The 24,370-nt window shown below is 62.5% G+C and carries 20 protein-coding genes and 1 other RNA gene; 9 read left to right on the forward strand and 12 right to left on the reverse strand.

Annotated features, from left to right (window positions below; genetic code table 11):
* Nucleotides 1–198: 198 nt before the first annotated feature.
* The gene (gene rlmE, locus RYH74_RS11335; protein WP_025340705.1) at nucleotides 199–825 is read right to left on the reverse strand and encodes a 23S rRNA (uridine(2552)-2'-O)-methyltransferase RlmE; all 627 of its coding nucleotides are present in this window, start codon (nucleotides 823–825) and stop codon (nucleotides 199–201) included.
* Between the two features lie 102 nt (nucleotides 826–927).
* Between rlmE and yhbY the strand changes: the two genes are divergently transcribed.
* Nucleotides 928–1,236: a ribosome assembly RNA-binding protein YhbY gene (gene yhbY / locus RYH74_RS11340; protein WP_003249945.1), complete on the forward strand. Its 309-nt coding sequence runs from the start codon at nucleotides 928–930 to the stop codon at nucleotides 1,234–1,236.
* A 144-nt stretch (nucleotides 1,237–1,380) separates the two neighbouring features.
* On the opposite strand, the gene RYH74_RS11345 is transcribed toward yhbY, so the two are convergent.
* From RYH74_RS11345 to grpE, 8 genes are all read right to left on the reverse strand, one after another.
* The gene (locus RYH74_RS11345) at nucleotides 1,381–1,821 is read right to left on the reverse strand and encodes a hypothetical protein (protein WP_049798463.1); all 441 of its coding nucleotides are present in this window, start codon (nucleotides 1,819–1,821) and stop codon (nucleotides 1,381–1,383) included.
* Nucleotides 1,799–2,275, reverse strand: a complete 477-nt coding sequence (gene greA, locus RYH74_RS11350) for a transcription elongation factor GreA (RefSeq protein WP_024717413.1) — start codon at nucleotides 2,273–2,275, stop codon at nucleotides 1,799–1,801. The genes RYH74_RS11345 and greA overlap by 23 nt, the downstream gene beginning before the upstream one ends.
* A gap of 2 nt (nucleotides 2,276–2,277) precedes the next feature.
* On the reverse strand, nucleotides 2,278–5,499 hold the full coding sequence (carB, locus tag RYH74_RS11355) for a carbamoyl-phosphate synthase large subunit (protein WP_015271865.1): 3,222 nt from the start codon (nucleotides 5,497–5,499) through the stop codon (nucleotides 2,278–2,280).
* 105 nt (nucleotides 5,500–5,604) lie between these two features.
* A complete protein-coding gene (carA, locus tag RYH74_RS11360) occupies nucleotides 5,605–6,741 on the reverse strand; it encodes a glutamine-hydrolyzing carbamoyl-phosphate synthase small subunit (protein ID WP_025340706.1) in 1,137 nt (378 codons plus the stop codon).
* 326 nt (nucleotides 6,742–7,067) lie between these two features.
* Nucleotides 7,068–7,874 (reverse strand): 4-hydroxy-tetrahydrodipicolinate reductase, encoded by an 807-nt coding sequence (gene dapB, locus RYH74_RS11365; protein ID WP_286100601.1) that lies wholly within the window; start codon nucleotides 7,872–7,874, stop codon nucleotides 7,068–7,070.
* Nucleotides 7,875–7,887: 13 nt separating this feature from the next.
* Nucleotides 7,888–9,012 carry a molecular chaperone DnaJ gene (gene dnaJ / locus RYH74_RS11370; RefSeq protein WP_025340707.1) on the reverse strand — a complete coding sequence of 375 codons (1,125 nt, stop codon included), beginning with the start codon at nucleotides 9,010–9,012 and terminating at the stop codon, nucleotides 7,888–7,890.
* A 197-nt stretch (nucleotides 9,013–9,209) separates the two neighbouring features.
* Nucleotides 9,210–11,135 (reverse strand): molecular chaperone DnaK, encoded by a 1,926-nt coding sequence (gene dnaK, locus RYH74_RS11375; protein ID WP_025340708.1) that lies wholly within the window; start codon nucleotides 11,133–11,135, stop codon nucleotides 9,210–9,212.
* 101 nt (nucleotides 11,136–11,236) lie between these two features.
* On the reverse strand, nucleotides 11,237–11,794 hold the full coding sequence (grpE, locus tag RYH74_RS11380; protein WP_025340709.1) for a nucleotide exchange factor GrpE: 558 nt from the start codon (nucleotides 11,792–11,794) through the stop codon (nucleotides 11,237–11,239).
* 191 nt (nucleotides 11,795–11,985) lie between these two features.
* On the opposite strand from grpE, the gene recN reads away from it, so the two are divergent.
* Nucleotides 11,986–13,659 (forward strand): DNA repair protein RecN, encoded by a 1,674-nt coding sequence (gene recN / locus RYH74_RS11385; RefSeq protein WP_317409413.1) that lies wholly within the window; start codon nucleotides 11,986–11,988, stop codon nucleotides 13,657–13,659.
* Between the two features lie 191 nt (nucleotides 13,660–13,850).
* Here the strand turns inward: recN and fur are convergent, their stop codons facing one another.
* Nucleotides 13,851–14,255, reverse strand: a complete 405-nt coding sequence (gene fur / locus RYH74_RS11390) for a ferric iron uptake transcriptional regulator (protein ID WP_015271870.1) — start codon at nucleotides 14,253–14,255, stop codon at nucleotides 13,851–13,853.
* 97 nt (nucleotides 14,256–14,352) lie between these two features.
* On the opposite strand from fur, the gene RYH74_RS11395 reads away from it, so the two are divergent.
* Nucleotides 14,353–14,886 (forward strand): outer membrane protein assembly factor BamE, encoded by a 534-nt coding sequence (locus tag RYH74_RS11395; protein ID WP_075046430.1) that lies wholly within the window; start codon nucleotides 14,353–14,355, stop codon nucleotides 14,884–14,886.
* Nucleotides 14,887–14,947: 61 nt separating this feature from the next.
* Here the strand turns inward: RYH74_RS11395 and RYH74_RS11400 are convergent, their stop codons facing one another.
* Nucleotides 14,948–15,382 (reverse strand): type II toxin-antitoxin system RatA family toxin, encoded by a 435-nt coding sequence (locus tag RYH74_RS11400; RefSeq protein WP_025340712.1) that lies wholly within the window; start codon nucleotides 15,380–15,382, stop codon nucleotides 14,948–14,950.
* 162 nt (nucleotides 15,383–15,544) lie between these two features.
* Here RYH74_RS11400 and smpB point away from each other — a divergent pair, with 162 nt between their 5' ends.
* Nucleotides 15,545–16,027, forward strand: coding sequence for an SsrA-binding protein SmpB (gene smpB, locus RYH74_RS11405; protein ID WP_013974300.1), 483 nt, complete (start codon nucleotides 15,545–15,547; stop codon nucleotides 16,025–16,027).
* A gap of 135 nt (nucleotides 16,028–16,162) precedes the next feature.
* Here the strand turns inward: smpB and RYH74_RS11410 are convergent, their stop codons facing one another.
* Entirely contained in the window at nucleotides 16,163–16,930 is a 768-nt protein-coding gene (locus RYH74_RS11410) for an FCD domain-containing protein (protein ID WP_013974301.1), read from the reverse strand.
* A gap of 256 nt (nucleotides 16,931–17,186) precedes the next feature.
* On the opposite strand from RYH74_RS11410, the gene RYH74_RS11415 reads away from it, so the two are divergent.
* From RYH74_RS11415 to ssrA, 5 genes are all read left to right on the forward strand, one after another.
* Entirely contained in the window at nucleotides 17,187–18,857 is a 1,671-nt protein-coding gene (locus tag RYH74_RS11415; protein ID WP_015271872.1) for a lactate permease LctP family transporter, read from the forward strand.
* Nucleotides 18,858–18,920: 63 nt separating this feature from the next.
* Nucleotides 18,921–20,066, forward strand: coding sequence for an FMN-dependent L-lactate dehydrogenase LldD (lldD, locus tag RYH74_RS11420; protein WP_013974303.1), 1,146 nt, complete (start codon nucleotides 18,921–18,923; stop codon nucleotides 20,064–20,066).
* A gap of 75 nt (nucleotides 20,067–20,141) precedes the next feature.
* Nucleotides 20,142–22,952 carry an FAD-binding and (Fe-S)-binding domain-containing protein gene (locus RYH74_RS11425; protein WP_075046432.1) on the forward strand — a complete coding sequence of 937 codons (2,811 nt, stop codon included), beginning with the start codon at nucleotides 20,142–20,144 and terminating at the stop codon, nucleotides 22,950–22,952.
* Between the two features lie 276 nt (nucleotides 22,953–23,228).
* Nucleotides 23,229–23,525: a hypothetical protein gene (locus RYH74_RS11430; protein ID WP_013974305.1), complete on the forward strand. Its 297-nt coding sequence runs from the start codon at nucleotides 23,229–23,231 to the stop codon at nucleotides 23,523–23,525.
* Between the two features lie 99 nt (nucleotides 23,526–23,624).
* Nucleotides 23,625–24,019: a transfer-messenger RNA gene (ssrA, locus tag RYH74_RS11435) on the forward strand.
* Nucleotides 24,020–24,370: the final 351 nt, after the last annotated feature.

The following is a 24,370-nucleotide window of genomic DNA, read 5'->3' on the forward strand; positions in this document are numbered from 1 at the left end:
TCAATTCGCTACCCTCTGAGGTCGGCGCACGACGCAGCCGTTCCTCGCATGATATTCATCGCCCTAACTTACTACATTACCTACGCAGCCGCAGGCACCGTCTGTAACCCTTTGTGAAAGCTAGACTACACGAAGTTCGGACGATCCTGACGCAGCGGCCGATTGGAAATAACTATCGGCCACCACGCTTCACGCCTTTCATGCCCCCTTGAAACCCCTGCCCAGCAGGTACTGCTCGCGGGAACGGTCACGCGACGACGACGGCTTGCGCATCTGTACCTTGTCGAACTTGCTGCGCACGTCCTTGAGGTACACGTCAAAACCTTCGCCCTGGAAAATCTTGATCAGGAAATCGCCGCCGGGCTTCAGCACGCGGGTTGCCAGATCGAGGGCCAGCTCGCAGAGGAACATGGCACGCGGCATGTCCACCGCAGGCGTACCACTCATATTGGGGGCCATGTCGGAAATCACAAGGTCCACGTGTGAATCGCCGACGGCCTCGAGAATGCGCTGCAGCACTTCATCATGGGTGAAATCACCCTGGATGAAGGTCACATCGGGGATCGAGTCCATCTCCAGGATGTCGGAGGCGATCAGGCGGCCCTGGCCACCAATCAGACGACTGGTCACCTGCGACCAGCCACCAGGAGCCGCGCCGAGGTCGATCACGCTCATGCCTGGGCGGATCAGCCGGTCCTTTTCCTGGATCTCCAGCAATTTGTAGCTCGCACGCGAGCGGTAGCCATCCTTTTGTGCCTGTTTCACAAAAGGATCGTTGAAATGCTCTCGCAGCCAGTTTGCGCTGCTTTTGGAACGTTGTACCACGGGGCACCTCGATGATATGCGTCGTGATTGACTGGGCGGAGCCGGTGGCCCTCGGGTAAAATGCCGGTCAATTTTACAGAATCAGACGGAAAGGGTCAGATTATGCCGCTCAACAACGAGCAGAAGAAGCAATACAAGTCCATTGGTCATGACCTGAAGCCGGTCCTGATCGTTGCTGGCAACGGTTTGAATGAAGGCGTCATCGCCGAACTGGAGCGCGCCCTGGTCGACCATGAGCTGATCAAGGTCGAAATTCGCTCGGAAGACCGCGAAGAGCGGGCCGAGACCATTGCCGAACTGTGCAAGGCCGGCCGTGCCGAGCTGGTGCAGACCATTGGCAAGAAAGCCCTGATCTACCGCAAGAACCCACAGCCGAACAAGCAGCTGTCCAATATCCACCGTTACAAGTAACGGCACGGGGGCTGCTGCGCAGCCCATCGCGACACAAGGCCGCTCCCACAGGGATTGCACCGACCTGCGGCACAACGCAATCCCTGTGGGAGCGGCCTTGTGTCGCGAAAGGGCCGCAAAGCGGCCCCAGCGATCTCGAGCCGTTTAGCGGCGCACCTTGACCGGAACCGGCTGGGCCACCAGCACGATGCCGGAAAAGCCCAGCACCAGGAAACAGAGCAGCTGCCAGCGCTCGCCAACGGAAATACCGTAGCGCAAGGTGTAATACCCCACGCAGGCACCGAAGCCGAGCAACAGCATCTGGCCACGGAACTGCTGCCACCAGGCCGACAGGCCGTCCACCCTTGCCAGCACCGCCAGCTGGGTCAACAAGCCAAGCAGCGCCACACCGATCAACCAGCGGTCGATCTGCCCGGCGATATCCTGCACCAGCAGCGGCGCCAGGCCACTGACCTTGAGCGCGGGCACCAGCCCCACGTGAAACACCCACAAGCCACCGACCCAGAAAACCTGGGCCAGCTGCCAGAGGATCCCCTCGAGGGATGGCGCCCGCAGGCGCCGGTCAGATGTGCTTGACTTCGACAATCTCGTACTCGACCGTCCCGCTAGGCGTCTTGACGACGACAGTATCACCTTCTTCCTTGCCGATGATGGCACGGGCAATCGGCGCACCGCTCGAGAGTTTGCCCTGCTTCACGTCAGCTTCATCCTCGCCGACGATCTGGTAGGTCACCTCTTCATCGGTTTCGGTGTTGGCCAGTACCACGGTGGTACCGAAAATCACCTTGCCGGTGTGAGGGATGGTGGTCACGTCGATCACCACCGAGTTCTGCAGGCGGCCTTCGATATCGCGGATACGCGCCTCGACCATGCCCTGCTCTTCACGGGCGGCATGGTATTCGGCGTTTTCCTTGAGGTCGCCCAGTTCACGTGCTTCGCCGATGGCCTGGCTCAGGCGCGGGCGCTCGGTCTTGCTCAGGAACAGGTGCTCCTCTTCCAGGGCGCGAGCGCCCTGGACGGTCATAGGGTACTTGGTAATGCTCATGCTTTCAGTCCTGCATGCAGATCCTGCAGGCGACGAACGGTCTTTTCCGGACCGAATTTCAGCGCCTCGCAGATGGCTTCACCGGCCGCAATGGTAGTGGTGCAGTAAATCTTGTGCTGCAGCGCATTGCGACGAATCGAGTAGGAATCGGCGATCGACTGGCGGCCTTCGGTGGTGTTGATGATCAGCGACACTTCGTCGTTCTTGATCATGTCGACCACGTGCGGGCGACCTTCGGTCACCTTGTTCACACGGCGCACTTTCAGGCCAGCCGCTTCGATAACCTTGGCAGTGCCGGCAGTTGCAACCACTTCGAAGCCCAGGGCGATCAGGTCGCGGGCAACGCCAGCCACTTGCGGCTTGTCGTCGTCACGCACGCTGATGAAGGCGGTACCGCCAGTCGGCAGCACTTCGCTGGCACCCATCTGGGCCTTGGCGAAGGCTTCACCGAAGCTGTCACCGACACCCATGACTTCACCGGTCGATTTCATCTCAGGGCCGAGGATCGGGTCAACCCCCGGGAACTTGGCGAACGGGAAGACGGCTTCCTTGACGCTGTAGAAGTTCGGGATGATTTCCTGGGTGAAGCCCAGCTCTTTGAGGGTTTTGCCAGCCATGACGCGGGCCGCGATCATCGCCAGGGAGGTGCCGATGCACTTGGAGACGAACGGCACGGTACGCGAAGCGCGCGGGTTGACTTCGATCACGTAGATCTTGTCGCCCTGCAGGGCCAGCTGCACGTTCATCAGGCCGACCACGCCCAGCTCCAGGGCCATTTTCTTGACCTGTACGCGGACTTCGTCCTGCACTTCCTTGCTCAGCGAGTAAGGTGGCAGCGAGCACGCCGAGTCACCGGAGTGAACGCCGGCCTGTTCGATGTGCTGCATGATCGCGCCGATTACCACATCGGTGCCGTCGCACACCGCATCCACATCCATCTCGATGGCGCAGTTGAGGAAGTGGTCGAGCAGTACCGGGCTGTCATTGGACACCTGTACGGCTTCACGCAGGTAGCGCTTGAGCTCGTCCAGTTCGTAGACGATTTCCATGGCACGGCCGCCCAGCACGTACGACGGGCGCACTACCAGCGGGTAGCCGATGCCGCCAGCGGCGCTGATGGCTTCTTCTTCGCTGCGCACGGTGGCGTTTGGCGGCTGCAGCAGGTTCAGGCGCTGAACCATCTGCTGGAAGCGCTCGCGGTCTTCGGCGCGGTCGATGGCGTCCGGGCTGGTACCGATGATCGGTACGCCGGCTTCTTCCAGGGCGCGGGCCAGCTTCAGCGGGGTTTGGCCGCCGTAGTGGACGATCACGCCTTTCGGCTTCTCGACGCGGCACACTTCCAGCACGTCTTCCAGGGTCAGCGGCTCGAAGTACAGGCGGTCGGAGGTGTCGTAGTCGGTGGAGACGGTTTCCGGGTTGCAGTTGACCATGATGGTCTCGTAACCGTCTTCACGCAGCGCCAGTGCGGCGTGTACGCAGCAGTAGTCGAACTCGATACCCTGGCCGATACGGTTAGGGCCGCCACCCAGGATCATGATCTTGTCGCGGGTCGACGGGTTGGCCTCGCACTCTTCCTCGTAGGTGGAGTACAGGTAGGCGGTGTCGGTGGCGAACTCGGCAGCGCAGGTGTCGACGCGCTTGTACACCGGGAACACTTCCAGCTTGTGGCGGTGACGGCGCAGGTTCTTGTCTGTGATACCCAGCAGCTTGGCCAGGCGCTGGTCGGAGAAGCCCTTGCGCTTGAGGCGCAGCATGTAGTCCTTGTCGATCGACGACAGGGCCAGGGTCTTGACCTTCTCCTCTTCCTTGATCAGGTCTTCCATCTGCACCAGGAACCACATGTCGATGCCGGTCAGGTCGAAGATCTGCTCGCAGGTCATGCCGGCACGCATGGCGTCAGCCACGTACCAGATACGCTCGGCGCCCGGTACGGTCAGCTCGCGCTTGAGGATGCTGCTGGCTTCAGGGTTGGCCAGGTCGACTTTCGGGTCGAGGCCGCAGGCGCCGACTTCCAGGCCGCGCAGGGCTTTCTGCAGGGACTCCTGGAAGGTACGGCCGATGGCCATGACTTCACCCACGGACTTCATCTGGGTGGTCAGGCGGGCGTCGGCTTTCGGGAATTTCTCGAAGGCGAAACGCGGCAGCTTGGTGACGACGTAGTCGATCGACGGTTCGAAGGACGCCGGGGTGCGGCCGCCGGTGATGTCGTTCTGCAGTTCGTCGAGGGTGTAGCCGACAGCCAGCTTGGCAGCGATCTTGGCGATCGGGAAGCCGGTGGCCTTGGAGGCCAGCGCCGAGGAGCGCGAAACGCGCGGGTTCATCTCGATCACGACCATGCGGCCAGTGTTCGGGCAGATACCGAACTGCACGTTGGAACCGCCGGTTTCCACACCGATTTCACGCAGCACCGCCAGCGAGGCGTTGCGCATGATCTGGTATTCCTTGTCGGTCAGGGTCTGGGCCGGGGCAACGGTGATCGAGTCACCGGTGTGCACGCCCATCGGGTCGAAGTTCTCGATCGAGCAGACGATGATGCAGTTGTCCTTCTTGTCGCGGACCACCTCCATCTCGTATTCCTTCCAGCCGATCAGCGATTCGTCGATCAGCAGTTCCTTGGTCGGCGACAGGTCCAGGCCACGGGCGCAGATTTCTTCGAATTCTTCACGGTTGTAGGCGATACCACCACCGGTGCCGCCCATGGTGAACGACGGACGGATGATGCACGGGAAGCCCAGGCGTTCGAGGACGGCGTTGGCTTCTTCCATGCTGTGGGCGATACCGGAGCGCGGGCACTCCAGGCCGATGTCCTTCATCGCCTTGTCGAAGCGCGAGCGGTCTTCGGCCTTGTCGATGGTGTCGGCGTTGGCACCGATCATTTCCACGCCGAACTTTTCCAGAACGCCGTGGCGCTCCAGGTCCAGGGCGCAGTTCAGTGCAGTCTGGCCACCCATGGTCGGCAGCAGTGCGTCCGGGCGCTCTTTCTCGATGATCTTGGCCACCGACTGCCACTTGATCGGCTCGATGTAGGTGGCGTCGGCCATGGCCGGGTCGGTCATGATGGTGGCCGGGTTGGAGTTCACCAGGATGACGCGGAAACCTTCCTCGCGCAGGGCTTTACAGGCCTGGGCGCCGGAGTAGTCGAATTCGCAGGCCTGGCCGATCACGATCGGGCCAGCGCCGAGAATCAGGATGCTTTTGATGTCTGTACGTTTTGGCATGGTTGTCACTCAAATCCGGGGTCAGTCGGCAAGCCGCTTTGAACAATCTGGGTCAGGCGCTTCCGGGCGCGGCGCAAGCCGGCCCGGGGCCTTGAAGCAGGATGCTCAGCGGCGCTTGGCCATGGCATCGATGAAACGATCGAACAGTGGCGCGACGTCGGTCGGGCCTGGGCTCGCTTCAGGGTGGCCCTGGAAGCTGAACGCGCTCTTGTCGGTACGCTCGATACCCTGCAGGGTGCCGTCGAACAACGACTTGTGGATGGCGCGGACGTTGCCCGGCAGGGTGGCCTCGTCAACGGCAAAGCCGTGGTTCTGGCTGGTGATCATGACCACGCCGGTGTCCAGGTCCTGGACCGGGTGGTTGGCACCGTGGTGGCCGTGGCCCATTTTCACGGTCTTGGCGCCAGAGGCCAGGGCCAGCAGCTGGTGGCCCAGGCAGATGCCGAATACCGGGATCTCGGTCTCGAGGATGTCCTTGATCGCCTGGATGGCGTAGTCGCACGGCTCGGGGTCGCCAGGGCCGTTGGACAGGAACACGCCGTCCGGGTTGAGTGCCAGCACTTCGCTGGCCGGGGTCTGGGCCGGCACCACGGTCACGCGGCAGCCACGGGCAACCAGCATGCGCAGGATGTTCAACTTGACGCCGTAGTCGAAGGCGACCACGTGGTATGGCAGGTCAGCGGCTTCGATGGTCGGGTGGCTGTCGGTCTTCAGTTCCCACACGCTGGAGCGCCACTCGTAGCGTTCCTTGGTGGAAACGACCTTGGCCAGGTCCATGCCCTTCAGGCCCGGGAAGGCGCGTGCAGCGGCGATGGCGGCTTCTTCGCTGATGTTGTCACCGGCGAGGATGCAACCGTTCTGAGCGCCCTTTTCACGCAGGATTCGGGTCAGGCGACGGGTGTCGATGCCGGCGATGGCGACGACGTTGTTAGCCTTGAGGTACTCAGGCAGCGACTGGGTGTTACGCCAGTTGCTGGCCAGCAGCGGCAGGTCACGAATGACCAGGCCAGCGGACCAGACGCGGTTCGACTCGGCGTCTTCCGGGGTAGTACCGGTGTTGCCGATGTGCGGGTAGGTCAGGGTAACGATTTGCTGCGCGTAGGAAGGGTCTGTAAGGATTTCCTGGTAGCCGGTCATAGCGGTGTTGAATACCACCTCACCAACGGTCTGACCGTCGGCACCGATAGCTTCACCGCGGAAAATACTGCCGTCGGCAAGGGCGAGTATGGCTGGCTTTGTCAAGAAGACCTCCCGTAAATCAAGCATGAAAGGGCGATCGCAGGTTGCAAAAAAGCGGAGTGACGTATGGACACGTCACCCCGCTTTCATGTGCTGAATTCAATTCGCTGCGCGCTTTTAGTGGACACACTAAAGCTGTAGCTTACAGAAAAGTGCGTTTTCGGTCTACCGCGGATGTGCCTCTAAAACACATCAATGCGACAGGCTGACATCTGTGTTGGGTTCTTCGCGGGCTTGCCCGCTCCCACAAGGCTCCACAAACCTCAAGGCTTGCGCTATCCCTGTGGGAGCGGGCAAGCCCGCGAAGAAGCCAACACCACTCCAACTGCTTAACGCAGCTCGAGCACATCCTGCATGTCGTACAGGCCGGGTTCACGCCCGTCCAGCCACAGCGCCGCACGCACAGCGCCCTTGGCGAAGGTCATGCGGCTGGAAGCCTTGTGGGTAATCTCGACGCGCTCGCCTTCAGCAGCGAACAGCACGGTATGGTCACCCACCACATCACCGGCACGCACGGTGGCGAAGCCGATGGTCTGACGCTCACGCGCACCGGTCTGCCCTTCACGACCATACACGGCCACTTCCTGCAGGTTGCGACCCAGCGCCTGGGCAACCACTTCACCCATGCGCAGCGCGGTGCCCGACGGTGCATCGACCTTGTGCCGGTGGTGCGCTTCGAGGATTTCGATATCCACATCGTCCCCCAGCACGCGCGCCGCGGTATCCAGCAGCTTCAGGCACAGGTTGACGCCGACGCTGAAGTTGGCGGCGAAGACGATCGGGATGTCCTTGCCGGCTTCGGCCAACTGCTGCTTCTCTTCTGGAGTGAAGCCAGTGGTGCCGATGACCATGGCCTTGCCCGCCTTGCGGCAGAACGCCAGGTTCTTCAGGGTTACCGAAGGGTGGGTGAAGTCGATCAGCACGTCGAACTCATCGACCACCTTGCTCAGGTCGTCGGAAATCGGCACACCAATACGGCCCAGGGCCGCCAGCTCACCAGCATCAGCCCCCACCAGCGAGCTGTCCGGGCGGTCGATCGCCGCCGTCAGGCCCGCCTGGGGAGCCTGCTGCTGCACGGCTTCGACGAGGGTCTTGCCCATCCGCCCTGCCGCGCCCATCACTGCAATACGTCGCATAGCCATTTCCTTGTCAGAGATCGCCGAAGAAGCGCTTCACGCCATCGAACCAGCCACTGGCCTTGGGCGAGTGGGAGCTATCGCCTTCCAGCGAATCACGCAGCTCTTCGAGCAACTCGCGCTGGCGGCGGCTGAGGTTGACCGGAGTTTCCACCGCCACGCGGCACAGCAGGTCACCCGCACCACCACCACGCACCGGGGCAACACCCTTGCCGCGCAGGCGGAACTGCTTGCCGGTCTGGGTACCTTCCGGGATCTTCAGCTTCACCCGACCATCGAGGGTCGGCACTTCCAGCTCGCCACCCAGGGCGGCATCGGTGTAGCTGATCGGTACTTCGCAGTACAGGTGCTTGCCATCACGCTGGAAGATCTCGTGCTCACGCACGTTGATCACCACATACAGGTCGCCAGTCGGGCCACCATGGGTACCAGCCTCGCCCTCGCCCGACAGGCGGATGCGGTCGCCGGTATCGACACCTGCCGGCACCTTGACCGACAGCGTCTTGTATTCCTCGACACGACCTTCGCCGTGGCACGAGGTGCAGGGGTCGGTAATGATCTTGCCCTGGCCATGGCAGCGCGGGCAGGTCTGCTGTACCGAGAAGAAGCCCTGCTGCATGCGCACCTGGCCGATACCGCCACAAGTCGGGCAGGTGGACGGGGTCGAGCCCTTCTTGGCACCGGAGCCGTCGCAAGGCTGGCAATTGACCAGGGTGGGCACGCGGATGCTGACCGTGGTGCCACGCACCGCCTCTTCCAGGTTCAGTTCCAGGGTGTAGCGCAGGTCGCTGCCGCGCTGGGCGCCGCCACGCGAGCCGCCGCGGCCGCCACCGAAGAAGTCGCTGAACACATCGCCGAAGATGTCGGAGAAGTTGGCACCGCCGAAACCGGCGCCACCGCCACCCATGCTCGGGTCTACACCCGCATGGCCGTACTGGTCGAAGGCCGCACGCTTGCTGGCGTCAGACAGCACTTCGTAGGCCTCGTTGGCCTCCTTGAACTTGTCTTCCGACTCTTTGTCGCCCGGGTTGCGGTCCGGGTGGTACTTCATCGCCAGGCGGCGGTAAGCCTTCTTGAGGTCAGCTTCGCTGGCGCCGCGCTCGACACCCAGTACCTCATAATAATCACGCTTGGACATAGGTCATTTGCACCTTGTTGGGCGTCTGGCATCTGCGCCGCGCCATCAGCACCTGCCTTTTGCCCACCAGGGCCACTGACAGATGCTGTAAAAATTCTCGAATTCCAGATACGCCAACGCGGGAGCAAGCCCCCGCGCGGCGACATCCTACCAGCTCACCGCCAAACGGCGGTGAACCGGCCGACAACATGCAGGGATTACTGCTTGTTGTTGTCTTTCACTTCTTCGAACTCAGCGTCAACCACGTCATCGTGCTTGGCTTCCGGCTCGGCCTGCTGCGCGCCGCCCTGAGGCTGTTCGGCCGACTGCTCGGCGTACATCTTCTGGGCAACCGGTGCCGATACCTTGGACAGCTCTTCGACCTTGGCGTCGATGGCAGCCTTGTCGTCGCCTTTGACAGCGGCTTCCAGGGCAACAACGGCAGCCTCGATGGCGGTTTTCTCTTCGGCGGTAACCTTGTCACCAGCGTCAGCGACCATCTTGCGGGTCGAGTGAACCAGCGCATCACCCTGGTTACGGGCAGCGGCCAGCTCTTCGAACTTGCGGTCTTCCTCGGCATTGGCCTCGGCGTCACGCACCATGCGCTCGATCTCTTCGTCCGACAGGCCGGAGTTGGCCTTGATCACGATCGACTGCGACTTGCCGGTGGCCTTGTCCTTGGCGCTGACGTGCAGGATGCCGTTGGCGTCGATGTCGAAGGTTACTTCGATCTGCGGCACGCCACGTGGAGCCGGCGGAATGTCAGCCAGGTCGAACTTGCCCAGCGACTTGTTCTGAGCAGCCTGCTTGCGCTCACCCTGCAGCACGTGAATGGTCACGGCACCCTGGTTGTCGTCGGCAGTCGAGAACACCTGCGACTTCTTGGTCGGGATGGTGGTGTTCTTCTCGATCAGCGAAGTCATCACGCCACCCATGGTTTCGATACCCAGAGTCAGCGGGCTGACGTCCAGCAGCAGTACGTCTTTCACGTCACCGGCCAGCACGGCGCCCTGGATGGCAGCACCCATGGCCACGGCTTCGTCCGGGTTGACGTCCTTGCGCGCTTCCTTGCCGAAGAAGTCGGCAACGGCTTTCTGCACCAGCGGCATGCGGGTCTGACCGCCGACCAGGATCACGTCGTCGATCTTGCTGGCATCGATGCCAGCGTCTTTCAGAGCGATGCGGCAAGGCTCGATGGTACGGGCAACCAGGTCTTCGACCAGAGATTCCAGCTTGGCGCGGGAAATCTTCACGTTCAGGTGCTTCGGACCGGTAGCGTCTGCAGTGATGTACGGCAGGTTCACGTCGGTCGACTGAGCGGAGGACAGTTCGATCTTGGCCTTTTCAGCGGCTTCTTTCAGACGCTGCAGCGCGAGCGGATCGTTCTTCAGGTCCATGCCGGACTCTTTCTTGAACTCGTCGACAAGGTAGTCGATCAGGCGCATGTCGAAGTCTTCGCCACCCAGGAAGGTGTCGCCGTTGGTAGCCAGTACTTCGAACTGGTGCTCACCATCGACTTCGGCGATTTCGATGACCGAAACGTCGAAGGTACCGCCACCCAGGTCATAAACGATGACGGTGTGGTCGCCCTTGGCCTTGTCCATGCCGTAAGCCAGCGCAGCGGCAGTCGGCTCGTTGATGATGCGTTTTACGTCCAGGCCAGCGATGCGACCGGCATCCTTGGTGGCCTGACGCTGGCTGTCGTTGAAGTAGGCCGGAACGGTGATGACCGCTTCGGTAACTGGCTCGCCGAGGTAGTCTTCGGCGGTTTTCTTCATTTTCTTCAGGACTTCGGCGCTGATCTGCGGCGGAGCCATGTCTTTGCCGCTGGCTTGTACCCAGGCGTCGCCGTTGCTGGCCTTGACGATCTTGTAAGGCACCAGCTTGATGTCTTTCTGCACCACGTCTTCTTCGAAGCGACGGCCAATCAGACGCTTCACTGCGAACAGAGTGTTGTGCGGATTGGTGACCGCCTGACGCTTGGCCGACTGACCAACCAGGATTTCGCCATCATTGGCGTAGGCCACGATCGAAGGGGTGGTACGCGCACCTTCGGCGTTTTCGATGACCTTGACGTTACCGTTTTCCAGAACAGAGACGCACGAGTTGGTGGTCCCCAGGTCGATACCGATGATTTTACCCATGTTAACTCTCCCGAAACTTGAATTTGGTAGCAGCGACTACTTTGGCCAACTGCAGTAATACTTGAAGGCTTGACACCTAGATGGGGATGCCCGGAACGATTTCAAGCCTTTTCATCAATCGAGGGCTGCGCCGCGCTCGGCGCCTTGCTGACCACCACCATGGCAGGGCGCAGCAGGCGGCCGTTGAGCAGATAGCCCTTCTGGAAGACGTTCAGCACGCTGTTCGGCTCGACTTCGGCGTTTTCCTGCATGGCCATGGCTTGATGATGCTCTGGATTGAACGGCTGGCCGTGCGGGTCGACTGCTTCGAGGTTGTAACGCTTGAGGGTGTCCTGGAACATCTTCAGGGTCAGCTCGACACCTTCGCGGATCTGCTTGACGTGCTCATCGTCGGCACTGGAGTGCGCCAGGGCCAGTTCCAGGCTGTCGATCACAGGCAGCAGGTCGCCCGAGAACTTCTCGAGGGCAAACTTGTGGGCTTTCTCGACGTCCTGTTCGGCACGACGGCGAGCGTTCTGCACGTCGGCAACGGCGCGCAGCGCCTGGTCCTTGGCGGCGGCCAGCTGCTCCTCGAGTTCCAGGACGCGGGCGTCGGCAGCATTACCTGCACCGGTCTCTTCGACGTTAAGGTCTTTCTCGTTCAGCTGTTCGTCAGCCATGGGGTCTCTCCTGCGCAATTTTGTGGACTGCGAGCCAGGCTCGCCTTGGATGTCGGCTATATGGGGCCGGAAAAACCAGCTTCAAGGGGCAAGGTGGTTTTCCCGGCTGCAACAGAATCTGCCAAGGGGCATTGGCAGGCCTGAAAAAAGTACTGTATAAATAACCAGACCTGACTTTCGGGAGCCGCCCCATGCTGGTGCACCTGTCCATTCACAACTACGCCATCGTCGAGCACCTCGACCTCGAAATCGCCCGCGGCATGTCCGTCATTACCGGCGAGACCGGTGCCGGCAAATCGATCATGCTCGACGCCCTCGGCCTGGCACTGGGCGACCGGGCCGACAGCGGCGTGGTGCGCCCCGGCACGGACAAGGCAGACATCCTCGCCACCTTCGATCTGGTGGACATCCCCGAGGCGCATGCCTGGCTGGCCGAGCGCGACCTGGACAACGACGGCCTGTGCATCCTGCGCCGGGTGATCACCGCCGAAGGCCGCAGCCGCGGCTACATCAATGGCACGCCCTGCCCGCTCGGCGACCTCAAGGCGCTGGGCGAGTTGCTGATCGATATCCACAGCCAGCACGAGCACCAGTCACTGCTCAAGACCGACACCCACCGCCGCCTGCTCGACGAGTACGCCGGCGCCGTCGACCTGGCCCGCCAGGTACAGCTGGCGGCCAAGCGCTGGAACCAGACCCGCCTGGAACTGGAGCGCCTGTCCAACTCCGGCGATGAGCAGCGCGCCCGCCATCAGCTGCTGAGCTATCAGCTGGAGGAACTGGACAACCTCGGCCTGGGCGAACACGAGCTGGAGCAGCTGGAGCAGGAACACAAGAACCTGACCAGCGCCGAAGCCCTGTTCGGCATCTGCCGCCAGGTCATCGACCAGTGCAGCGAGAGCGATTCGGGCAACGTGCTCAGCGCCCTCACCTCCAGCCTCAACCGCCTGGGTGCCGCCACCAATTCGCCAAAGGCACTGGGCGAAGCAGCCAACCTGATTGCCAGTGCGCAGATCCAGGTCGAGGAAGCCGTGGGCGAGCTCAACCGTTTTCTCGACAACTTCGACGCCGACCCCATGCGCCTGCAGGCACTGGAAGAACGCCTCGACACTATCTATACGCTGGCGCGCAAACACCGTGTGCACCCCACCGAACTGCCCCACCTGCAACAGCAGCTGATGGAAGAGCTGGAGGGCCTGAACGCCAGTGACGAGTCGATCGAGCGGTTGGGTGAAGAGCTGACCGCCTTCGCCCAGCACTATAAAGAGAAGGCTCGCGAGCTCAGCGCACTACGCCAACAGGCTGCCCAGCAGCTGGCAGTGGCCGTCGAGCAGGAGATCCAACGCCTGGGCATGCCCGGCGGGCGCTTCTGCATCGCACTTACCCCCAATGAGGGAGCAGATCTTTCGCCTCATGGCCTAGAGCAGATCGAGCTACTGGTCAGCGCCAACCCTGGCCAACCGCTCAAGGGACTGGCCAAGGTGGCTTCAGGTGGCGAACTGTCCCGCATCAGCCTGGCGATCCAGGTAATTACCGCGCAGACCTCACGCATTCCAACCCTGGTGTTCGACGAAGTCGACGTCGGTATCGGCGGGCCTACTGCCGAAATCGTTGGCCAACTGCTGCGTCGCCTGGGCGAACGCGGCCAGGTGCTGACCGTTACCCACCTGCCGCAGGTGGCGGCACAAGGGCATCACCACCTGTTCGTGCACAAGGTGCGCAACAGCGACACCACCCATACCGCCGTGGCCAACCTGGGCAAGCGCGAGCGAGTGGAGGAAGTGGCGCGGATGCTGGGCGGCATAGACCTGACCAAGGAATCCCTGGCGCATGCGCGCAAGATGGTGGTAAGCGGCAAGGCCTGAACCCTTCTTTTTCAGGCCCATTCGCGGGTAAACCCGCTCCCACAGGATATTCACCGGACCTGAGCCTGCGCAGTACCTGTGGGAGCGGGTTTACCCGCGAAGAGGCCGGCACAAACGACACAGCTCTCTGCCTCAGAAAGCACAAAGGCGACCCGAAGGTCGCCTTTGCCATTCATAACGATAAAAAATCGTTACTTCTTTTTACGCACATACAGGACCAGATTGTGGTCCACCAGCTCGTAGCCATGCTCGGCCACGATTTCGCGCTGGCGTTTCTCGATCTCGGCATCCATGAACTCGATGACTTCACTGGTCTCCACGTTGACCATATGGTCGTGGTGACCGCCATCGGCCAGTTCGAACACCGCATGACCGCCGTCGAAGTTGTGGCGAACCACCAGACCCGCCGCTTCGAACTGGGTCAGTACGCGGTAGACGGTGGCCAGGCCCACGTCCTCGCCAGCCTCCATCAGCGCCTTGTAGACATCCTCGGCGCTCATGTGACGCTGCTCGGTGGAGTCGAGCATCTGAAGGATCTTGACTCGAGGCAGGGTCACCTTGAGACCGGCTTTGCGCAATTCGCTATTTTCAACCATGGTCAGCTTTCTCGCCGATGCTGCTTCGCAGCTTCTCTTAATACGGGTATGATCGGGGTTTACGTTGTCCAGCCAAGATAGTGGAAGTCGCCCACCGATGCAAAACACCAAGCTCTTGCTAACCAGCCTCACCCTAGTGGGACTGCTCGCACTCGCCGGTTGCTCGTTTCCCGGGGTTTACAAAATCGACATCCAGCAGGGCAATGTCGTTACGCAAGACATGATAGACCAATTGCGCCCCGGAATGACCCGCCGGCAAGTAAGGTTTATCATGGGTAACCCGCTGATCCAGGACACCTTCAACACCAACCGTTGGGATTACCTGTACAGCCTGCAGCCAGGCGGCGGCAAACGCCAGCAAGAACGCATGAGCGTGTTCTTCAACGAAAGCGACCAGTTGGTAAGCCTTTCTGGCGACTTCATGCCAGGCGTCAGCCGCGACCAGGAAATCCTCGGTGGCAGCAGCGATACCACGGTCAGCCCGGCCAACCAGCCAGAGCAGCCAGCCGTGCAGCCTGAAGAAAAACCAGCCAAGCCAGGCTCGGTGGAAGAATCCATCCAGCGCGAGATCGACACCATCGAGACCACCCCGGTCCCGACTCCGGCTCCGTTGGAGACCTCGCCTCAATAAGCGGCGAGCAGATACAAAAAAGCCCGGACCTGGTCCGGGCTTTTTGTTGCCGCTTTTTCAGTCAGGCATTCAGCTGCTTGGCACGCTGGCAGAACGCATCCACCAGCGTATTGGCTGCCTGGTTGAACAGCGGGCCCAGGGTCGCGCGCACAAGCGGGCCGGCATAATCGAACGACAGGTCCAGGCTGATCTTGCAGGCCTTGTCACCCAACGGCTTGAACACCCACAGGCCATGCAACTGGGTGAACGGCCCCTCTTCCAGGTTCATCTCGATGGACTGCCCCGGCACCAGTACGTTGCGCGTGACGAAGTGCTGGCTCATGCCGCCCTTGGCAACATCGAGCTTGGCGCGCATGTGCGTGTCGCTGGCTTCGATCACCGTCGAGGCCGAGCACCAAGGCAGGAACTGCGGATAGCTGGCCACATCGTTGACCAGATCGTAAAGCGCCTGGGCAGGGTATGGCAGCAGGGCGGAGCGTTGAATATGGGTAGTCATCCAGGCATCACTTCCAAGGCTGGGTGGCGGCGCTTCGCAGCGTGCCGAAAACAGGTTCTGTCGCAAAGACAGGGGCTGTATTGTCCGGTATTCATTGCAGTGGCTCAAGCACACCGAAATCCCATAGCCGACGACGCGGCGACTGCCTATAATGCCGCCCCTATGGCTAAACAAAAGAAACATCCGACCGGGACCATCGCGCAGAACAAGAAGGCGCGACACGATTACTTCATCGAACACAAGTTCGAGGCCGGGCTGGTCCTGTCCGGCTGGGAAGTAAAAAGCCTGCGAGCCGGCAAGGCGCACCTGACTGACAGCTACGTGCTGCTGAAAGACGGTGAGGCCTGGCTGTTCGGCAGCCACATCACCCCGCTGACCACGGCCAGCACCCACGTCATCGCCGACCCCATCCGCACTCGCAAGCTGCTGCTGAACAAGCGCGAGCTCGAGCGCCTGGAAGCGGCCGTGGCGCAAAAGGGCTACACCTGCGTGGCCCTGGCGCTGTACTGGAGCAAGCACCTGATCAAGTGCGAAATCGCACTGGGCAAGGGCAAGAAGGAATTCGACAAGCGCGACACCATGCGCGAGCGCGATTCCAACCGCGAGCTGCAGCGGGCTGTGCGGAACAAGGGCAAGGAAGAGTAATACCTCTTCTTCAGCCTGTTCCGGCCTCTTCGCGGGTAAACCCGCTCCCACAGGATTAACACCGAGTTCAGATTCGGTGCAGTCTCTGTGGGAGCGGGTTTACCCGCGAAGAGGCCAGCACTGCCAGTACAAATCTCAACGCCCGCTCCGCCGCTCCGCCCGCGCCACTCGCTGCGCTTCTTCATGCGCCTCTTCCAGCACCTCCTGCACATACAGAATGTGCCGGCTGGACACTTCCCGCGCATCCTCCGCCCTGCCCTCGACTATCGCCAGGTACAGCTCCCGGTGCTGGCTGATCAGCATGTCCCGGGTCTCGGTCCGTTGCTGGTACATGCCGCCGATGTTGGTCACCACGTTGCGCTTGAGCAGGTCGAACAAGCCCCGAATGGTGTGCAGCAGCACGGCATTATGGCTGGCCTCGGCAATCGCCAGGTGGAAGCGCGCATCGGCCGCGCCCTCCTCCGCCCGGGTCACTTCGTCGGCCCTGGCATAGCAGTCCTGCAGCGCATCGAACGCCGCCTTCAGCCGCGCCCGGTCCGGCTGGGTCGCGCGCTGGGCCGCGTAGTAGGCGCAGGAAGCCTCCAGGGTATGGCGGAATTCGAGCAGGTCACGCTGCGCCTCGGCACTGTGCTCGAGCAGCTGCAGCAACGGGTCGCTGAAAGTGGACCCCAGGGACTCGGCGACAAAATTGCCCCCACCCTGGCGGCTGACCAGCAGCCCCTTGGCCACCAGCTTCTGGATCGCCTCACGCAGTGACGGGCGGGACACGCCGAACTGCTCGGCAAGGACGCGCTCGGCCGGCAGCCGCTGCCCCGAGGTCAGCGTGCCCTCCAGAATCATCCCTTCCAACCGATCGACAATGTCGTCGGACAGGCGCCGCTGGCGGACCTGATCAAAAACCATCACATGCTCTCCACAAACCCCCGGCAGATTTCAGGGGGCGCCTATTCTCGCCGATCCAGATCGCGCAAACACCCACCAGGCGACGATTTTCCCTGCCCACCAGGCGCCCGCTCATCGGCACGCGACCAAAGTTTTGCACGGGACAAATTGACACACCCACGAAGACGCTTTTAACCTAGCGCCCAGCCATTGTAAATTGGTCTTACCAATTATCCAATGCCAGTGCCTGACCAACAACAATTAGGGGCCACCCCATATGCAAACCTGGCAACAAATCTATAGTCCGCTTGGTAGTCTTGGCCTGTCCGCACTGGCGGCGGTCATTCCCATCGTCTTCTTCTTCCTTGCCCTCGCCGTGTTCCGCCTCAAAGGCCACGTGGCCGGCAGCATCACCCTCGCATTGTCGATCCTGGTGGCGATCTTCGCCTTCCAGATGCCTGTCGACATGGCATTCGCCGCCGCAGGTTATGGCTTCCTCTACGGCCTCTGGCCGATTGCCTGGATCATCGTTGCCGCGGTGTTCCTGTACAAACTCACGGTCAAGAGCGGCCAGTTCGAAGTGATCCGCAGCTCGGTGCTGTCGATTACCGACGACCAGCGCCTGCAAGTGCTGCTGATCGGCTTCTGCTTCGGTGCCTTCCTGGAAGGTGCGGCAGGCTTTGGCGCACCGGTGGCAATCACTGCCGCGCTGCTGGTGGGCCTGGGCTTCAACCCCCTGTACGCCGCCGGCCTGTGCCTGATCGCCAACACCGCGCCAGTGGCCTTCGGCGCCCTGGGCATCCCGATCATCGTGGCCGGCCAGGTCACCGGCATCGACGCCTTCCACATCGGCGCCATGACCGGTCGCCAGCTGCCGCTGCTGTCGCTGTTCGTGCCGTTCTGGCTGGTATTCATGATGGACGGCCTGCGTGGCGTGAAAGAAACCTGGCCTGCCGCCCTGGTCGCCGGCCTGAGCTTCGCCGTCACCCAGTACTTCACCTCGAACTTCATCGGCCCGGAGCTGCCGGACATCACCTCGGCCCTGGCCAGCCTGATCGCCCTGACCCTGTTCCTGAAAGTCTGGCAGCCCAAGCGTTCGTTCGCCGAAGCCAAAGGCAGCGTCGGCGCCGCCGTGGTTCAGCCAAGCGGCAGCCAGCCAAGCCCCTACAGCTTTGGCGAGATCTTCAAAGCCTGGTCGCCGTTCCTGATCCTCACCGTGCTGGTCACCATCTGGACCCTGAAACCGTTCAAGGCGGCCTTCGCCCCGGGCGGCGCGATGTACAACTTCGTGTTCAACTTCGCCATCCCGCACCTCGACCAACTGGTGATCAAGACCGCACCGATCGTCGCTGCGCCAACCGCCATGCCAGCGGTGTTCAAGCTCGACCCGATCTCTGCCACCGGCACCGCGATCTTCCTCTCGGCGCTGATCTCCATGGCCGTGCTGAAGATCAATTTCAAAACTGGTCTGACCACTTTCAAGGAAACCTTCTGGGAGCTGCGCTGGCCAATCCTGTCGATCGGCATGGTGCTGGCCTTCGCCTTCGTCACCAACTACTCGGGCATGTCCTCGACCATGGCCCTGGTGCTGGCCGGTACCGGTGCCGCGTTCCCGTTCTTCTCGCCGTTCCTCGGCTGGCTGGGCGTGTTCCTGACCGGTTCCGACACCTCGTCCAACGCCCTGTTCAGCTCGCTGCAGGCCACCACTGCGCACCAGATCGGGGTCAACGACACTCTGCTGGTAGCGGCCAACACCAGCGGCGGCGTGACCGGCAAGATGATCTCGCCGCAGTCGATCGCCGTGGCCTGCGCCGCCACCGGCCTGGTTGGCAAGGAGTCCGACCTGTTCCGCTTCACCGTCAAGCACAGCCTGTTCTTCGCCACCATCGTCGGCCTGATCACCCTGATCCAGGCCTACTGGCTGACCGGCATGCTGGTTCATCACTAAAGTGAAAGGGGCCGGGCGCCATCGCGCGCCCGGCAATCCCCACACGCAACGCTGCGAGAATCCATGATCATTTCCGCCTCTACCGACTATCGCGCCGCGGCCCAACGCAAGCTGCCTCCCTTCCTGTTCCACTATGCCGACGGCGGCGCCTACGCCGAGCACACCCTGCGCCACAACGTATCGGACCTGGCCAGCATTGCCCTGCGTCAGCGCGTGCTGAAGAACATGTCCGAGCTCAGCCTTCAGACCAAACTCTTCGACGAAACCCTGAGCATGCCGGTGGCCCTGGCCCCGGTCGGCCTCACCGGCATGTACGCCCGCCGTGGTGAAGTGCAGGCGGCGCGCGCAGCGGCTGCCCACGGTATTCCGTTCACCATGTCCACCGTGTCGGTGTGCCCGATCGAAGAAGTGGCCCCGGCCATCGACCGGCCGATGTGGTTCCAGCTGTACGTGCTCAAGGACCGCGGCTTCATGCGCAACGCGCTGGAGCGGGCCAAGGCCGCCGGGGTAAAGACCCTGGTGTTCACCGTCGACATGCCGACCCCCGGCGCCCGCTACCGCGACGCCCACTCTGGCATGAGCGGCAAGAACGGCCCGCTGCGCCGCGTGCTGCAAGCCATGACCCACCCCGAGTGGGCATGGGATGTCGGTGTGATGGGTCGCCCGCACGACCTGGGCAACATTTCCACCTACCGTGGCAACCCCACCGGCCTTGCCGACTACATCGGCTGGCTGGCCAACAACTTCGACCCGTCGATCTCCTGGAAAGACCTGGAGTGGATCCGCGAGTTCTGGGACGGCCCGATGATCATCAAGGGCATCCTCGATGCCGATGACGCCCGCGATGCGGTCAGGTTCGGCGCCGACGGCATCGTCGTGTCCAACCACGGCGGCCGCCAGCTCGACGGCGTGCTGTCCAGCGCCCGTGCCCTGCCGGCAATTGCCGATGCGGTCAAAGGTGACCTGAAGATCCTCGCCGACTCCGGCATCCGTAGCGGCCTCGACGTGGTGCGCATGATCGCTCTGGGCGCCGATACCGTACTGATCGGCCGCGCCTTCCTCTACGCCCTTGCCGTGCACGGCCAGGCCGGGGTGAAGAACCTGCTGGAGCTGTTCGAGAAGGAAATGCGCGTAGCGATGGTGCTGACCGGCGCCAAGTCGATCAGCGAAATCACCCGCGACTCGCTGGTACGCGAACTGGGCGCCTGAACGCCCGCAAGAACGACCGCCTGATTGACCCGGGGCATGTGGCGCACAGACGCCGCGGCCCCGCGAGGAGACTGCATGAGCCTGCCCGCCGCGTTCCTGCGTGATGCCGAGCGCCTGATCCCCGCCGAACGCCGCTTCGACGACCCCACCTCCACCCTGGCCTTCGGCACCGACGCCAGCTTCTACCGGCTGATCCCCAAGCTGGTGGTGCGCGTCGAGTCCGAAGACGAAGTGGTCGGCCTGATCAAACTGGCCCAGCGCGAGCGGGTGCCGGTCACCTTCCGCGCCGCCGGCACCAGCCTGTCCGGCCAGGCCATCAGCGACTCGGTGCTGATCGTGCTGGGCGATAACTGGAACGGCCGTGAAATCCGCGGCCAAGGCGAGCAGATCCGCCTGCAGCCCGGCGTCATCGGCGCCCAGGCCAATGCCTGGCTGGCCCCCTTCGGGCGCAAGATCGGCCCCGACCCGGCCTCGATCAACGCCTGCAAGATCGGCGGCATCGTCGCCAACAACGCCAGCGGCATGTGCTGCGGCACCGCGCAGAACACCTACCACACCCTGGCCGGCCTGCGCCTGGTGCTGGCCGACGGCACGCGCCTGGACAGCGAAGACCCGGCCAGCGTCGCCGCGTTCGAGGCCAGCCACGCCGACCTGCTGGAAGCACTGGCCCGCCTGGGCCGCGAGACCCGCGCCAACACTGCACTCGCCGAGCGCATCCGGCACAAATACCGGCTGAAGAACACCACCGGTCTGTCGCTGAACGCACTGGTGGACTACGACCAGCCGCTGGATATCCTGCAGCACCTGCTGGTCGGTTCCGAAGGCATCCTGGGCTTCATCAGTGCTGTCACCTATGACACCGTGCCAGACCACCCGCACAAGGCCAGCGCGCTGCTGGTGTTCCCCAGCGTGGAAAGCTGCTGCCGCGCGGTGACCGTACTCAAGCGCCAGCCGGTCTCGGCCGTGGAGCTGCTCGACCGCCGCAGCCTGCGCTCGGTGCAGAACATGCCCGGCATGCCACTGTGGGTAAAAGGCCTGTCGGACAATGCCTGCGCCCTGCTGATCGAGTCCCGCGCCGCCAGCCAGAGCCTGCTGCATGAACAGCTGCAACAGGTGATGACCTCGATCGCCGACTTCCCGCTGGAACAGCAGGTGGACTTCAGCGAAGACCCGGCCGTGTACAACCAGCTGTGGAAAATCCGCAAGGACACCTTCCCCGCCGTCGGCGCCGTGCGCCAGACCGGCACCACAGTCATCATCGAAGACGTCACCTTCCCCATCGAGCAGCTGGCCGAAGGCGTCAACCGCCTGATCCGGCTGTTCGACAAGCACCGCTACGACGAAGCGATCATTTTCGGCCATGCCCTGGAAGGCAACCTGCACTTCGTCTTCACCCAGGGCTTCAACAGTGCCGAGGAAGTCGCCCGATACCAGGCCTTCATGGACGATGTGGCGCAACTGGTGGCGGTGGAGTTCGGCGGCTCGCTCAAGGCCGAGCACGGCACCGGGCGCAACATGGCACCGTTCGTGGAGCTGGAATGGGGCCATGACGCCTACCAACTGATGTGGAAGCTGAAGCGCCTGCTCGACCCCAATGGCATTCTCAACCCCGACGTGGTGCTGAGCGAAGACCCCGACATCCACCTGAAGAACCTCAAGCCGCTGCCCGCTGCCGACGAGATCGTCGACAAGTGCATCGAGTGCGGCTTCTGCGAACCGGTGTGCCCGTCCAAAGGACTGACCCTCAGCCCGCGCCAGCGCATCGTCATGTGGCGTGACATCCAGGCCAAACAGCGCGCCGGCATCGACACCCGCGAACTGCGCCAGACCTACCAGTACCAGGGCATCGACACCTGCGCCGCCACCGGCCTGTGCGCCCAGCGCTGCCCGGTCGGCATCAACACCGGCGAACTGGTGAAGAAACTGCGCAGCCAGGCCGCCGAGCACGAAAAAACCGCCGACTGGCTGGCCGAACACTTCCACACCGCCCTGGGCGGCGCGCGCCTGACCCTGACCGCCGCCAACACAGCACGCAAGCTGCTCGGCGCTCCACGCCTGGGCCGCCTGAGCGCCTCGCTGAACAAAGCCAGCAAAGGCCGCCTGCCACAGTGGACCCCGGCGATGCCACAACCCCTGCGCCCACTGGACTTCGGCCAGGCCAGCAACGACGCCCGCCCTCGCGTGGTGTACCTGGCCGCCTGCGTCTCGCGGGTGATGGGCCCGGCCTATGCCGACCGCGAGCAGAGTTCGCTGCTGGACAAGACCCGCGCCCTGCTGGAAAAGGCCGGTTACCAGGTGGTGTTCCCCGACAACGCCGACAGCCTGTGCTGCGGCCAGCCGTTCGCCTCCAAGGGCTACCCCGAGCAGGCCGAGCACAAACGCCAGGAACTGATTGCCGCCCTGCTGCACGCAAGCCGCGGCGGCCTCGACCCGATCTACTGCGACACCAGCCCCTGCACTCTGCGCCTGGTGCAAGACCTGAGCGACACCCGGCTGGACCTGTACGACCCGGTGCGCTTCATCCGCACCCACCTGCTCGAGCGCCTGGAGTTCACCCCCCAGGACGAACCAGTGGCTGTGCATGTGACCTGCAGCACCCAACACCTGGGCGAAAGCCAGGCGCTGATCGATTTGGCGCGGCGTTGCAGCAAACAGGTGGTGATCCCGGAGGGCATACACTGCTGCGGCTTTGCCGGTGACAAAGGCTTCACCACCCCCGAACTCAACGCCCACTCGCTGCGCAGCCTGAAGGATGCGGTGCAGTATTGCAGCGAAGGCATTTCCACAAGCCGCACCTGCGAGATCGGCCTGTCCAGCCATAGCGGCATCGACTACCACGGGCTGGTCTACCTGGTAGACCGCGTCACCCGGCCGCGTAGCATATGACCGTTTAACGCAAAACCTGATAGCTGCCGCAATGCCCCGTGGGAGCGGGCAAGCCCGCGAACACCGGCGCAGCCGGTGTCATACACCGCACTGCCTGCTTCGCGGGCACGCCAGCTCCCACAGGTATCGCGCCGGCTTTGGGCCCACGCTGTACCTGTGGGAGCGGCTTCAGCCGCGAACACCGGCAAAGCCGGTGCCATCCCGATTGAACCCCCGCCATTCCCCCACAGTCCACTCTTACAGGCCCACCTTCCAGAGGCCCAGAAGGAGACTCCCATGAAAGGTACCGCGCTTTCGGCCCTGTTCGCGGCCGCCACCCTGCTGGCTTCGCCGGTGTTCGCTGCCGAAGACCTGTGCACCGCCAACCTGCAAAAGATCGACGACAGCATGGCCACCGCCGGCGCCACCTCCGAAGGCCTGGACAAGGCCATCACCGAGCACGTCGACAAAGCCAAGGCTGCCCAAGCCTCGGGCGACACCAAGGAATGCATCGCCATTACCAGCAAAGTCCTGGAGCGCCTGGAAAAAACCGAGAAAGGCAGCGGCACCAGCGGCGGCGGTAGCGGCGCGTGAGCCCAAAAGCGGGCGACCGGACCGGCTGTCGACGTCGCCCGCGCAATGGCGTATACTCCGCCTCACGTACCGTAAGGTGCGTTAGCCAAGAGCTAGTGTGGGGCCGATCAGGATTCGACGCCGGTAGCGAAACTCTAGGTGCATGCCGAGTTGGTAACAGAACTCGTAAATCCACTGTTGCAACTTTCTATAGTTGCCAATGACGAAAACTTCGAGGCGGAGTACGCTCTCGCTGCGTAAGCAGCCGAGCCCGACCTTCTGGTAGCTTCGGCTCCAGCAATCATCAGGGGATGCCTGTAAACCCGAAATGATTGTCATACAGAACAGGATCGTCGTGTAGCACGTTGGGGGCAAAGCGACTAAAACTTACCCAACTCGTCCAAAGCACCCTGCCCGTCGGGCGGCTGCGGATTAACTCAGTAGACACGGCTAAGCATGTAGTACCGACAGCGGAGTACTGGCGGACGGGGGTTCAAATCCCCCCGGCTCCACCAAATTCCAAAGAAGAAGGCGCCCTCGGGCGTCTTTTTTTGTGCCTGGGTTTTGGGGTGCGCGAGCCCCAAAATCAGATTTCACCCCTTCCGTGTAGGGCGTTTCCCAAAGATACTCCCAACGCCTGTTTTCCGTTGCGGTCGTTTTTTCAGCGTTCTAGGCTCGGTGGGTCGTTGCTCATCAACGGCATGACTTTGACAGGTCGCGACGGTAAACAACAAAACGGCTCGTCGTTATGGCGGCTGTACGTGCGGGCACGCTTGCGTGCGCCGGAACTTGTTGTTTCCGCCGGTCTGTCAACCCGCGTACAGCTGCCACCCTCTGTTTGACAGCAGATGGTGACGGCCCTGAAA

The organism is Pseudomonas sp. LSJ-87, assembly GCF_032971465.1.
GTDB lineage: Bacteria > Pseudomonadota > Gammaproteobacteria > Pseudomonadales > Pseudomonadaceae > Aquipseudomonas > Aquipseudomonas putida_Z.